At 32.4% G+C, this 13,506-nt stretch carries 10 protein-coding genes; 6 read left to right on the forward strand and 4 right to left on the reverse strand.

Annotated elements, in window-relative coordinates; all coding sequences use genetic code 11:
- The first annotated feature begins 4 nt into the window (after positions 1-4).
- Positions 5-1,822, forward strand: coding sequence for a glutamine--fructose-6-phosphate transaminase (isomerizing) (gene glmS / locus QZZ48_RS01865; protein WP_294961257.1), 1,818 nt, complete (start codon positions 5-7; stop codon positions 1,820-1,822).
- Between the two features lie 122 nt (positions 1,823-1,944).
- Positions 1,945-3,798 carry a GGDEF domain-containing protein gene (locus tag QZZ48_RS01870; protein WP_294961259.1) on the forward strand — a complete coding sequence of 618 codons (1,854 nt, stop codon included), beginning with the start codon at positions 1,945-1,947 and terminating at the stop codon, positions 3,796-3,798.
- A gap of 276 nt (positions 3,799-4,074) precedes the next feature.
- On the opposite strand, the gene QZZ48_RS01875 is transcribed toward QZZ48_RS01870, so the two are convergent.
- Positions 4,075-5,184, reverse strand: coding sequence for an Mrp/NBP35 family ATP-binding protein (locus QZZ48_RS01875; RefSeq protein WP_294961261.1), 1,110 nt, complete (start codon positions 5,182-5,184; stop codon positions 4,075-4,077).
- 142 nt (positions 5,185-5,326) lie between these two features.
- Positions 5,327-6,724, reverse strand: coding sequence for a phosphomethylpyrimidine synthase ThiC (gene thiC, locus QZZ48_RS01880; protein WP_294961264.1), 1,398 nt, complete (start codon positions 6,722-6,724; stop codon positions 5,327-5,329).
- 182 nt (positions 6,725-6,906) lie between these two features.
- Here thiC and QZZ48_RS01885 point away from each other — a divergent pair, with 182 nt between their 5' ends.
- Genes QZZ48_RS01885 through QZZ48_RS01900 form a run of 4 tightly spaced genes read left to right on the forward strand, consistent with a single transcriptional unit; the run spans position 6,907 to position 10,612 of the window.
- Positions 6,907-8,046 carry a bifunctional 2-C-methyl-D-erythritol 4-phosphate cytidylyltransferase/2-C-methyl-D-erythritol 2,4-cyclodiphosphate synthase gene (locus QZZ48_RS01885; protein ID WP_294961267.1) on the forward strand — a complete coding sequence of 380 codons (1,140 nt, stop codon included), beginning with the start codon at positions 6,907-6,909 and terminating at the stop codon, positions 8,044-8,046.
- Positions 8,043-8,930 carry a response regulator gene (locus QZZ48_RS01890; protein WP_294961268.1) on the forward strand — a complete coding sequence of 296 codons (888 nt, stop codon included), beginning with the start codon at positions 8,043-8,045 and terminating at the stop codon, positions 8,928-8,930. The genes QZZ48_RS01885 and QZZ48_RS01890 overlap by 4 nt, the downstream gene beginning before the upstream one ends.
- Positions 8,908-10,098, forward strand: coding sequence for a sulfate adenylyltransferase (locus QZZ48_RS01895; RefSeq protein WP_294961270.1), 1,191 nt, complete (start codon positions 8,908-8,910; stop codon positions 10,096-10,098). The genes QZZ48_RS01890 and QZZ48_RS01895 overlap by 23 nt, the downstream gene beginning before the upstream one ends.
- A 7-nt stretch (positions 10,099-10,105) precedes the next feature.
- Complete coding sequence (locus tag QZZ48_RS01900) at positions 10,106-10,612, forward strand: phosphatidylglycerophosphatase A (protein ID WP_294961273.1); 507 nt, start codon at positions 10,106-10,108, stop codon at positions 10,610-10,612.
- Here the strand turns inward: QZZ48_RS01900 and QZZ48_RS01905 are convergent, their stop codons facing one another.
- Both QZZ48_RS01905 and QZZ48_RS01910 read right to left on the reverse strand, forming a co-directional pair.
- Positions 10,613-11,701 (reverse strand): 4Fe-4S binding protein, encoded by a 1,089-nt coding sequence (locus tag QZZ48_RS01905; RefSeq protein WP_294961275.1) that lies wholly within the window; start codon positions 11,699-11,701, stop codon positions 10,613-10,615.
- Complete coding sequence (locus tag QZZ48_RS01910) at positions 11,701-13,419, reverse strand: mechanosensitive ion channel family protein (RefSeq protein ID WP_294961278.1); 1,719 nt, start codon at positions 13,417-13,419, stop codon at positions 11,701-11,703. Before QZZ48_RS01910 ends, QZZ48_RS01905 begins: the two co-directional genes overlap by 1 nt.
- Between the last annotated feature and the right edge of the window lie 87 nt (positions 13,420-13,506).

The raw sequence follows: 13,506 nt of genomic DNA on the forward strand, positions 1-13,506 counted from the left end.
CCTAATGTGCGGAATTGTTGGATATCTAGGCGAAAAAAACACTAAACAAATTTTACTTGACGGACTTAAAGAGTTAGAATATAGAGGTTATGATTCAGCTGGAATCGCTGTTTTACAAAATGGTGAGTTTTCAAACTATAAAGCAATTGGTAAACTTATAAACCTAGAAAAGAAAACAAAAGACTTTGTTACAGAGGGCTTTGCTGTAGGTATCGGACATACTCGTTGGGCAACGCATGGCAAACCTACAGAACTTAATGCACATCCTCATCTAGGGGAGAGTTCTTATATTGTTCATAACGGTATTATAGAAAATTATGCCCAGCTAAAAAAAGAGCTAATATCTGATGGAGTTACATTTCTTAGTCAAACAGACACTGAGGTTATAGTTCATCAGTTTGAGAAGAATTTAAAAACTCAAAAAAATGCTTTTAAGGCTTTTGAGAAAACTATAAATGAGTTGGATGGTGCTTACGCTATTTTACTTACAACTAAATCAGAAGAAGATACTATCTTTTTTGCAAAACATGGTTCACCTATGCTTGTTGGAATCAATTCTGAGTATGAAAAGTTTTTTGCTTCATCTGACACTCCCCTTATCGAACATGCTACTCAAGTAAACTATTTTGAAGATGGAGATTATGGTTTTGTAAATTCTAAAGAAATTTCTATCTTTGATAAAGATGCCAAAAAGAAGAAAGCTATTTTTACAAATCTTTCTCAAAATAAACTTTCAGCTCAAAAAGACGGCTTTAGATTTTTTATGGAAAAAGAAATTTATGAACAAAGTGATGTTATTGCAGATACTCTTATGGGAAGACTTAGTGATGATGAAGTCATATTCGATGAATTTGATAAAAGTCTATTTGATGATGGTATAAATGAAATTAAACTTTGTGCTTGTGGAACCTCTTATCACTCTGCTCTAAGTGCTTCTTATCTTTTTGAGCGATACTCAAAAATCAGAACCTCAGTTGAGATAGCAAGTGAATTTAGATATAGAGAACCTATAATGTGCAAAGACACTCTGTTTATAGTTATTTCACAGAGTGGAGAAACAGCAGATACTCTTGAGACACTAAAAATGGCAAAAAAAGCAGGATTAAAAACTTTAGTTATCTGTAATGTAGACAATTCATCAATGGTTAGATTAGCAGATGCGACAATTCTAACACGTGCTGGAATAGAAAAAGGCGTTGCGTCTACAAAAGCCTTTGCTACTCAGGTTACAATTTTTTGGATGCTTAGTTTATACATAGCAAAACTCAGAGACTCTTTAAAAAATGAAGAAATAATTAGACAAATATCTCTTCTTCGCGAAGTTCCTGCATCTGTAAAAGTAACAGATGAGATGCATGAAAAACTAAAAAGACTATCTAAAAGATACCTACACGGACATGGGTTCTTTTTCATTGGTAGAGATATATTTTTCCCATTAGCCTTAGAAGGGGCATTGAAATTAAAAGAGATTTCTTACTTACATGCTGAAGGTTACCCAAGTGGAGAGATGAAACACGGTCCTATCGCGCTTGCCGATCCAGAACTTTTTACTATTGCCCTACTTCCAGAACATTTGCACTATGAAAAATCAAAAAGTAATGTAGAAGAATTAAGTGCAAGGGATTCTACAATCTGTGCTATTAGTTCACAAGAATTTGATAAAGCAGATGACTTTATTCGTATTTCTAAATGTAAAGATTATATGTTAGAATTTTTTGAAATGATGGTTGTCGTACAATTACTCTCTTTAGAGATTTCTGTTCGTCTTGGGAACGATGTTGATATGCCAAGAAATCTTGCTAAGAGTGTTACCGTAGAATAAGATATTATAACAAAACATAACTATTATTAAAAAAAGTGATATTTCTTGCAGTTTCATATTAAATTTATTTTTTATTAGATATTATCTACGCTTCTATTTAAATTTAATAAAAGTGAAGCTGTATGAAAACAAAATCAAAACTCATTTTCATCGTAACTATAATGCTCCTTGTTCTAACAACCGCCACAATCATAAATGTATCACTAAACTTTCGAGACTATAGCATCAAAAGTGCTATAGAAAAATCAAAAATGACTGCTACTATTGTAAAGGACGGTTTAACTGCTCATATGGTCAATGGTATTATGGACAAAAGAGAATACTTTTTAAATCAAATATCAGCAAATAATGATGCAGTAAAATCTTTATGGCTTGTAAGAAGTGAGAATGTTATTAAGCAATACGGGAAGGGCTTAAACGACGAAACACCTAGAGATGATATAGATAAAAAAGTTCTTAGTAGCGGAGAAACACTTAGAGAGGTGATAGAAAATTCAAACGATATTACTCTAAGAGTTACTATTCCTTATAAAGCAACAGTAAGTGGGGGAAACACAAACTGTCTAACATGCCATGATGTACAAAGAGGAGATACTCTTGGGGCTATTAGTATGGAGTTTGATATCAGTGATATGAGAACAACTGGTATGCTTACTATACTGAAAATATTTGGAATTAATATGCTATTTTTAGTTATTGTTCTTCTTTTATTAAACTACTATGTTACTCCTTTTATGAGATTATTTACTAACTTACAAAATGGAATTAAAAAAGCCTATAGTGGTGACTTTACTCATAAATTTGAAACTACCGTTGGTGGAGATGCTAAAAATATCGTAGATCAAATGAATTCACTCTTTGCTAAAATGCAAGAAACATTTGGAGATATAAAATATAACCTTGCAACATTTATACCTCAAGGCTGTGTCTCCTCAGCCGACCCTTTACATGAAGCTAAAACGATTATCAATGAACTATCCGATGTGTATAAGTTTAAAAAGACTATTGAGCTTGATTCTTCAAAAGATGAAGTTTATACAAGAATCATTGATATACTAAAACTTAAATACAATCTTAATAGATTTGCCTTATATGAGGTAAATAATATAACTCAAGAGAGAAAACTTATCTTTAGTTCAGACAAAGAATCTCTTATCTGCCAAGAAAAAGTAAATAAAGACGCTCAGGGCTGTAGAGCATTTAGAACAAAAAGCGTTACGATTTCTAGTGAATTTCCAAACTTATGCCAAGCATGTTTATCAGAAAGACAGAACTATATATGTATTCCATTTACAATTAATAATGATGTTTCACTAACTATATCTATTACTGGAGACAGCGAAGATGAAATAGAAAAAATCAGAGCTCATATAACAAGTGTTAAACATTATCTTGAAGCTGCTAAGCCTGTTATAGAAAGCCAAATTTTAATGGAGAAACTTAAAGACACTTCACTTAGAGATGGAATGACAGGTCTTTATAATAGAAGATTCTTAGAAGAGATAATCGACAAGATTATGCATCAGGCGAAAAGAACAAAAGAGACATATGCAGTAATGATGCTAGATGTTGACTTCTTTAAAATGGTAAATGACACTTATGGACATGATGTAGGTGATAGAGTTATAGTAGAAATTGGTAAGGTATTAAAAGACAATATACGTGAGTCTGATTTAGCTATACGCTATGGCGGGGAAGAGTTTGTTGTAATGCTTCACAATGCAAGTGAAGAAGGAACTCAAGAAGTTGCTAAAAAGATTCACTCTGCCTTTGCAGCACTATCTTTTGATGTTGGAACAGGAGAGACCCTGAGAAAGACTATGAGTATAGGTATCTCAAAGTTTCCTGAAGATGGTGATACTATTTGGAAAAGCATTAAGTTTGCAGATACTGCACTCTATGTTGCTAAAACGACAGGTAGAAATAAAATTGTTCATTATGAAAAAGAAATGGCTGATAGCGACGACTTAAGATAGATTTAAATCAAATTAATGACGCAATTCTGCGTCGTTACATTCGTCACACATATTAGTGCACTCCCTCTCTAAACTCCTTACATTTACATCACTCTTTTGATTTTATTGTAAAAATATTAAAACAATTGAACAAAAATATTTATAAATAAAATTCTAGAGTAAAAAATTTAAAGAGTGGTGTAATTGCTAGGCAGAGAGAAGGAAGTGTGCTGTAGCACATGACGAGGAGCTAACGACGCAAGTGCGCCGCTATTTGAATTTGTGTTAGGCTAAGCCTTAAACACTACAAGCACTAACTCCAGGAGGTGTTGTTGGCTGTACAGAATCGTTAGTAGCACCACCATCTGCATTAATAGATTCGATAGTAGCCCAGATAGACTCAGCTGCTGCTATATATCTCTTTGCACTTTCTGAAGTTGGGTTAACAAAAGTAATTGGTTTACCTTCATCTCCACCAGTTCTAATACTTGGCTCGATTGGAATTTCAGCAATAATCTCAGTATCAAATTCTTTAGCCATTGGACCAGAAGTTCCTTTACCAAAGATATCATACTCAACACCAGTATCTGGTGCAATAAATCCGCTCATATTCTCAACGATTCCAGCGATAGGAATATTAAGTTTTCTAAACATATCTAAAGAACGACGAGAGTCATCAATAGAAACTGCTTGAGGAGTTGTTACAGTAAGACCTGCCGTAACGGGTACACTTTGAGCTAATGTAAGCTGAGCGTCACCAGTTCCTGGAGGCATGTCAATAACTAAAACATCTAACTCAGACCAAAGAATATCTCTTAGGAATTGCTCTATTGCTTTCATAATCATAGCACCACGCCACATAAGTGACTGACCCTCTTCCATTAGTGAACCCATAGACATTACTTCAATACCATAAGCTTTAATAGGAAGAACTTTGTTTCCAGTAACTTCTGGTTTAACATCTGCTATACCCATCATACGAGGTATATTTGGACCATAGATATCAGCATCTAATAGACCAACTTTTTTGCCTTGTGCAGCAAGAGCTACAGCAATATTTACTGATGTTGTTGATTTACCAACTCCACCCTTACCAGAACTCACCATTAAAAAGTTTTTAACTTGTGGAGCAATATTTTTGCTTTTTGGAGCAGGTGTTGCATCTGGTATTTTTGGAGCTTTGATATTACAGCTTACTTTAGAAGCACCAACTGCTTTAAGCTCTTTAGTTGCTTCGTCTGTAATTTGCTGTGCTACTTCTGGAGCACTTGATGTAATTTCTACGTTAAAACTCACATCCTTACCATTAATCTCTATGCTATTAACAAAACCAAAAGTTACGATATCTTTAGTAAAACCCGGATACATAACTTTTGATAGTGCTGAATTTACAATTTCGTTAGTCATAATATATATTTTCCTTGAATTTGATTTTGTGTCATAAAATAAAATGAAGTAAAGTTTTACTTTTATAAGTAAGACTTTAATTCTTAGAAGCATATCATATCTAAATAAGACAAATATTGTCTTATATCAATAATCTTACTTTTTAAGCTGTAGCTTTTGCCGCCTCAGCTGCTTCTCTTTCTTTGTTTTCTCTTGATATTTGCTCAATAGCTTCTGGATTATCCATAATATTTTGAGTTATTTTATAAGAACAAAACTTTGGTCCACACATAGAACAAAATTCTGCTTCTTTAAATACATCTTGAGGAAGAGTTTCATCATGATACTCACGAGCTCTTTCACCATCAAGTGCAAGCTCAAACTGTTTTTCCCAGTCAAAGCCATATCTTGCATCACTCATAGCATCATCTACATCTCTCGCACCCTTACGACCACGAGCTATATCAGCAGCATGAGCAGCAATTTTATAGGCAATGATACCTTCACGTACATCATCTGCATTTGGAAGCCCTAAGTGCTCTTTTGGTGTTACATAACATAACATACTTGCTCCATGCCATCCACCAACAGCTGCACCGATAGCTGAAGATATATGATCATATCCTGCAGCAATATCTGTAACTAATGGCCCAAGAATATAAAATGGAGCCTCATGACAAAGTTCACGTTGAAGTTTCATATTACGTTCAACTTGATTAAGAGGAACGTGACCTGGACCTTCAATCATTACTTGAACATTTTTCTCCCATGCTCTTAGAGTTAAATCACCTAAAACTTTAAGCTCACCAAGCTGTGCATCATCAGATGCATCTGCTAAACAACCTGGACGAAGTGAATCACCAAGACTTAGAGAAACATCATATTTAGCACAGATATCTAAGATATCATCAAATGCAGTATAAAATGGATTTTCTCTATGGTAATGCATCATCCATGCAGCCATAAGTGAACCACCACGGCTAACGATACCCATTTTTCTTTTTGCAATTTTTGGCATAGTTTCTAGCAAGAAACCTGCATGAATTGTAAAGTATGAAACACCTTGTTGTGCTTGACGTTCTAATACTTCAAGCATTACTTCTATACTAAGGTCTTCTATCTTATTACCAACATCATGAAGGATTTGATAAATAGGAACAGTACCAATTGGAATCTTTGAAGCTCCAATAACTGCTCTACGAATCTCATCAAGGTCTCCACCAGTTGAAAGGTCCATTGCTGTATCAGCATTATAATGCTGAGACACTTGCATCTTTTCAACTTCACCTTGAACATCAGATGCTATAGCAGATGAACCAATATTAGCGTTGATTTTACATTTAGATGCAATTCCAATCGCCATTGGTTCAAGAGATGTGTGATTTACATTTGCAGGTATGATTAATCTACCTCTAGCAATTTCACTTCTTACAAGTTCAGGAGATAAATCTTCTACTTTTGCAACATACTCCATCTCCTCAGTTATTATGCCTTGTTTTGCATAATACATTTGAGTTCTAACAGTATCATTTTCACGTTTATTTACCCATGACGTTCTCATATTTGTCTCCATATATTATATATTAGTATGTGGAAATATAATCAAATAAAGTTAAAGTAGCATTAAGCACTTCTTTAAAAAAAAATCTCAAAGGCAATATAGCACTATATGGTAACAAACAAGATAAAAAAAAGCTTTCCAAGTGTATAATTTCGTAACACTTTTTAAGAGAAGGAATATATTTGACGGACACAACACTTATTTTACTTGCTGCGGGTAGTTCTAGTCGTTTTGAGTGTGATGTAAAAAAGCAGTGGTTAAGAATCGGGCATCTACCTTTATGGCAATTTGTCGCTCGTAAGTGTGTAGAAACTAAACTTTTTAATAAAATCATTATCACTTCTTCTAGTGATGACATTGAGTTTATGAAAAGTTATGATTCTTTTACCTTTGTAGAAGGTTCTAGCACTAGGCAAAAATCTTTAAAAAATGCTTTAAAAGAAGTAGATAGTGAATATGTTCTTGTTAGTGATATAGCAAGATCTTGTGTAAACGAAGAATTTTTAAAAAAAATCATCTCTAAAAAAGGCGAAGCTGACTGTATAGTTCCATACTTGAGAGTCAGTGATACTATAGTATATAAAAATGAGACTATAGATAGAGAAGAAGTAAAGAGAATTCAGACTCCTCAACTCTCTAAAACTTCTGTTATTAAAGAAGCTCTTGAGAGAGATGAAGAGTTTACAGATGAAAGTAGTGCAATAGTTGCTAATGGTGGTTCAAGAGAATTTATACTTGGAGAGAATGAAGCTAGTAAAATTACTTATATCCGTGATTTGAACTCTCTTTCATGTTTATCTCAGCCATCAAGTGACATACTTAGTGGCACAGGCTTTGATGTGCATGCCTTTGATGACAAGGAAGAAATGTATCTAGGTGGAGTAAAGATAGATTCAACTTTTGGATTTAAAGCTCACAGTGATGGAGACGTAGCAATTCACGCCTTAATAGATGCTCTTTTAGGAGCAGCTGGAATGGGTGATATTGGTATGATGTTTCCAGACAGTAGTGATGAATACAAAGATATTGACTCAAAAATTTTACTTCAAAGAGTTGTTAAAAAAATATACAACTTTGGTTTTATTATTGTTAATGTTGATTTAACAATAGCGGCCCAAACGCCAAGGATTGGCAAGTACAAATTGCAAATGAGAAAGACTATAGCAGAGATTTTAAATTGTGATAGCTCTAGAGTAAATATAAAAGCTACCACAACTGAAAAGCTTGGCTTTATTGGTCGTAGTGAAGGTGTTGGCGTTATTGCGAATGCAAATTTAAAATATTTTGATTGGACTAAAGTTCAGAATAAAGGTAACAATTGAAAATACTAATTATAGAAAACGAAGTTTATTTAGCACAGAGTATTGCTACAAAGTTAAGCGAGTTAGGTCATGTATGCGAGATGTGTACATCCACTAGAGATGCGATAAAAAGTAATAACTATGATGTAGTTTTACTTTCTACCAACATCAACGGTCAAGACTTTAACCCGGTTATTGAGACATTTAAAAATTCTATTATTATATTAATGGTTTCATATATCTCAAATGACACAGTTTCTAAACCACTCAGTGCAGGTGCGAAAGACTATATCCTTAAGCCTTTTATGATTGAAGAACTCATTAGAAAGATAGACCACTATCAAGACTATGAGAAACTAAAAAATAGAGATGAGGCTTATAAGAAGTACTTAACTCACTCTTTTTCTACCGTGACACATGAGCATGATCACGATGCAATTGAACTGCCGATTTTTATCTCATCATCATTTCAAAAATACTCAGATGCTTTTGCCTTTGAGCATGCATATAAAAAAGATTTGCCAATACACTTTATAACACTTAGTGATCCTAAGGCTATGAGTGAAATAGAATCTATAAATCAAGATTCTATTCTATATATTATAGATTATCAAACTCTTAAAAAAGGTGATAGAAAAACTTTTGCTTCTCTTATACATAATAAAAAAGCAATTATTTCAAGTACCGACAAGATTGAAGATGTAGAACATAAAGTGTTAGAAATAAAAAGTGAAAACAATATTTTTGACCAAGGTGACATACTTCCAATTGAAGATTATGTAAAGTATATTGTTCTTAACTATCAATACAAATTTCCAGATATTGAACTATCAAAAAAATTAGGTATAAGCCGTAAAAGTTTATGGGAAAAACGAAAGAAATATGACATCATCAAGAAAAAATAAAACTCTTTTAATAGATAAAGAAGCAGCCTGTGCTTTAGAACTACTAAAAGATGGCTTATTAGCACCAGCTACTTCATTGATGAACTCAAAAGAGAGTCAAAGCGTTTTAAAGACAAGATTAATAAATGGAAAAACATTCCCTTTTCCTTTTATTCTTGCACCATCAGGTAAAACTAATGCTCTAGTTCTTGAATCACTCAAAGAGGGAGAAGAACTAACTATCTTATATGATGGCAAAGTGTTTGCAACTCTAATTGTTAAAGAAGTTTTTCATATTAATCCTAGCGATAGAATTAAGCAAATTTATGGAACAGATGATCTTAATCATCCTGGTGTATCAGCTACAATGAGTAGACTTGGACCATTATCTGTTTGTGGAGAGTATGAGCTTGTAAATAAATCTAGCAATAACAATAAAGAGATCATAGAAGATGCAAAAAAACGCATTAATGCAAAACATACAACATCTCTTGTTATGGCAGCTAATCCTTTACATCGTGCACATGAAAGATTAATACGCCAAGTTCTTGAAAATACAGACCTGCTTGTAATATTTTTACTCAAACCATATACTGAGTCAAATCTTTCATATGAAATACGAAAAGAATCTCTAGAATTTTTTATAAATAACTTCTTAACTAAAAATCATGTGGTGGTTGTTCCTCTGGATAACAACTATATATTTGCTGGTTTTAATGAAATAATTCTAGATGCCATAGTAGCTAAAAATTATGGTTGTGATAGGCTAACTATTGGTAGTAACCATGCTGGAGTTGGTATGTTTTATGACGCTAATTCTAATAAGTCAATCATAGATAGAGTAGTTGGAATAGATATAGAAATTACGATTACAAACGAATATGTATATTGCGATAAATGTACAACTCTTGTAAGTAAAAAAACTTGTCCACATGGTCAACACCATCAGATATCTTATCATGCAGACTCTATCTTAGAACTTTTAGAACTTGGGCTTCTTCCTCCAACTATTCTAATAAGAAAAGAGATTTCAGCACAGATATTATCTAAGCTATTTCCAAACAGATTTAAAAATTTGGAAAAACTATACTACGACATCTTGCCAGTTGAAGGTCTTTTAGAAAAACACACTGAAAAAGGTTTCTACTTAGAGTTAATGAAACTCTACCAAACAACATCACTTACATAGGAATATAATGAACTGGTTTTTTATAACACTAGGCTTTAGCGGTCTAGCTCCAAAAGCACCTGGAACGGTAGGAACTTTAGTTTCTCTGCCTCTTGGAATGCTTATACTAATATACTTTGATGCACGAACTCTATTCTTAGCATCTCTTCTTATCAGCATTATTGCTATTAAGTCTATAAATAAATACGAAGAAAAAAGTGGCATACATGATGACAAACGAATTGTTATAGATGAACTTGCAGGAATGTGGTTTGCACTAAGTGTATCTCCAGCAATAAGTGTTGGTATGGGTGAAGTTACAAGCTTAGAAAATGGTTTTTTAATTCAGTCTATCTTATCCTTTGTTCTTTTTAGATATTTTGATATCGCAAAACCTTCTATAATAGGAAGAATTGACAGAGAAGTTAAAGGTGGAATCGGTGTTATGGGTGATGATATCATCGCAGGTTTTGCCGCAGGAATCATGAGTTCTCTTATATGGCAAGCTTGGTTACAGATTCAAACTATGACTTAATTAAGAAGAGGATTTAATTCCTTCTTCTTTGCATCTACTACATATTTTTTCTTCTTTACTTGTACTAAATATCATATTACATTCATCGCATCTACGTACATTAAAAGAGATAAGATTTTGAACTATCGGCTCAAAAAACTCTTTTATATTATATGCAGGACTTAGAGTAATAGCATCACTTTCACAGACATCATGGCAGATACTACATTTAACACAAAGAAATGGATCAAAATCTATCTTAGAGTTCATAAGATCAGATGTTAAAGCACCTGTTGGACATAGTCTATAACACATTTGACAAGCAGTACAACTCTCTTTATTTAAAAGCTTTTGCGAAGTAAAAGATACTTCATTGGCATCTACAACATGAAATTGTGAAGGACGCTCAACTCTTTTTATAGCTGTAAATAAAATCTTACGTTTTTGAGGAATTACTTTTTTCTTTAATAAGGCAATATCCTCTTTTTCTAAAGTATGCTCTACTAACTCATTTGTGGCTTTTTTAAATTCTTTTTCAAAAGCACTATTGCCTTTTGCAACATTACCAAGAGTTATAGAGTTAAAAAAATCTCGTCTATTGCTTTCTTGATTATCTTGTGTTTCATCACATTCAAAACAAATATTTTCAAGTCTTATATCAGACTTATTTTCCATTGCACTTAAAAGATAAATCGCTTCTTCATAATTTTTAAGGATTTGAGTTTTGCATTTATGAGAGATTGAGCAATCATCGCAATGCCCCATGTCAAGAATTATTTCTTTTTTAAATATTGCCAAAGAGATAATATACTCAACACTAAGAGCTGCTATACAAGGAACATTTTTATGACAAGAGATAAGACTACTTTTATCATCTACAAACTCAACTAAAAAATCTCTTGGTTTAAAGTTATCAAGATATAGTGCCTCATTAGGGCAAATTGCATCACAGGCACCACAACCTATGCAAGATGCAGTATTTATCACAGGAAGAGGCTTCCCTGTTACTCTGATTGCATCTGTTGGACAAATAACTTCACACTTATCGCATTTACTCTCTTTATCAAGTGAGTGGACACATTTAATTGCAGTTAATGATATTGATGACATCAGGTTTTGCTATGCTCATTTTCTCGGTAGATGCTCATAGATGGAAATGCAAATTCTAATGAGTTTTTCTCAAATATTTCCATTATTTTATACATTACATCTTCTTTCGTTTCTAACCATTCATTCCATTTTATACTTTTTGAAAAACAGTAAACAAGTATATTAATACTTGAATCTGAGAATTCATCTAGATATACAAGTAGATTTTTTTTGATACCCATCTCATCATCTTTAGAAACAAGTTTAGAACTCTTATGATAAGAATATTTATACTGAGTATTTTGAGTGGCAATTTGAGGATGTTCATCTAACATATGACGAATCTCTTCTATAGCAATTTTTATATCCTCAGGACGAGAATCATACTTAATACCAAGACTCATCTTTATTCTTCTACCAAGTGAACGTCTGTTCCAATTTTTCACATCCTGATTAGCTAAGATAGAGTTTGGAATTGCGATTATTGAATTATCAAAAGTTCTCAAAGTTGTAACTCTTAAACCAATCTCTACAACTATTCCTTCTTGTCCATTTACAGCTATCCAGTCACCTTGAGAAAAAACATCACTAAGTAAGATAGATAAAGTACCAAAGAAGTTAGCTAAAGAATCCTTAGCAGCAAGAGCAACAGCAAAACCACCAATACCTAGACCAGATAAAACTGTAGTTAAATTAGCACCTGCAAAGTGTAAAATAACTAAGAGTCCAATAACCATAATAATGAAATTAATTATTTTAATACTAACATTAATTATTTCACTTTTGATTTTTTTATCAGCTGTATTTATTTCATGTATTTTTATAGTTGAAATAACATCTACTGTTTTGTAAACTATATATGTTAGAAAAATCACATAAACGATAGTAAAGAACTTATCAAATGTGCCAGCACCTGTAAAGTCATTATATATATAAATAGTAAGTTCTATATTTATAAAAATAGCAATATATTCTAATGGTTTACGCACACAATTTAAGATATCTATAGAATATTTTTTTAAAGACTCAATATCAAAAACATATGCTTCTAGTTCTTTGTAAAGGTATTTGCGAATCAAATAAATTATTATGTACACAAAGAGTATAAAAATAATTTTAACAATATCAAAACCATATGGGCGGATAACTGAGTTTACCTGTTTAGCAAAATTTGTATTATTTATTGAGATAACAGGATTGATTAGATTATAGTTCGAGTATTTATTGAGTCTATACATCTTTTTTTCAAACAGTGAAAGGTATTTAATAGTATCTGCATTTAATTCTACTAATGCATAATAATCTTGGATATTCTGTTTAGCTTGCTTTAGGGTTATTGATGAATCATCAATTTGTAATATAGACTCATAATCAACCTTTAATATCTTCTCGTTATCAGCCTTATTTTTGGCAAAGGTATCCATCATATAGATTTGAAACTCTTCAAAGCTCATTCTATCTAATGACTTTAAAATATTCCTAACCATAGTGTTTTGAGCATTTAAAAGTTTATATGATTTGACTAGGACTTCATCTCTAATGGTTGCATATGTATTGCCAAGACGTTTATTCAATTTTATAATTTTTTCTAAGGCAAAAATTTCAGAATCATAGACTCTTGATTTATTTATAAATCTAGCTTTATTTTTTAAAATGTCGTCTAATGATTTGGAATATAGGGCTTCTTGTTCTATAGCAATTTGGATGATTTTTTCTTGAGTTACATTATTATCATTCATCTGCTTTATTATAAAAAGCTGTTGTTTTACAAATGTAGAATAGTCTGGTTCCGAGATAGCCAGTAGCGGTAAAACTAAGGCTAAAAT

It is taken from the genome of Sulfurimonas sp. (assembly GCF_016744025.1).
Classification (GTDB): Bacteria; Campylobacterota; Campylobacteria; order Campylobacterales; family Sulfurimonadaceae; genus Sulfurimonas.

Coding starts and splice junctions, on each gene's coding strand:
- glmS (WP_294961257.1), top strand. CDS start 5: ATGTGCGGAATTGTTGGATATCTAGGCGAAAAAAACACTAAACAAATT.
- QZZ48_RS01870 (WP_294961259.1), top strand. CDS start 1,945: ATGAAAACAAAATCAAAACTCATTTTCATCGTAACTATAATGCTCCTT.
- QZZ48_RS01875 (WP_294961261.1), bottom strand. CDS start 5,184: ATGACTAACGAAATTGTAAATTCAGCACTATCAAAAGTTATGTATCCG.
- thiC (WP_294961264.1), bottom strand. CDS start 6,724: ATGAGAACGTCATGGGTAAATAAACGTGAAAATGATACTGTTAGAACT.
- QZZ48_RS01895 (WP_294961270.1), top strand. CDS start 8,908: ATGACATCATCAAGAAAAAATAAAACTCTTTTAATAGATAAAGAAGCA.
- QZZ48_RS01900 (WP_294961273.1), top strand. CDS start 10,106: ATGAACTGGTTTTTTATAACACTAGGCTTTAGCGGTCTAGCTCCAAAA.
- QZZ48_RS01905 (WP_294961275.1), bottom strand. CDS start 11,701: ATGTCATCAATATCATTAACTGCAATTAAATGTGTCCACTCACTTGAT.
- QZZ48_RS01910 (WP_294961278.1), bottom strand. CDS start 13,419: ATGAATGATAATAATGTAACTCAAGAAAAAATCATCCAAATTGCTATA.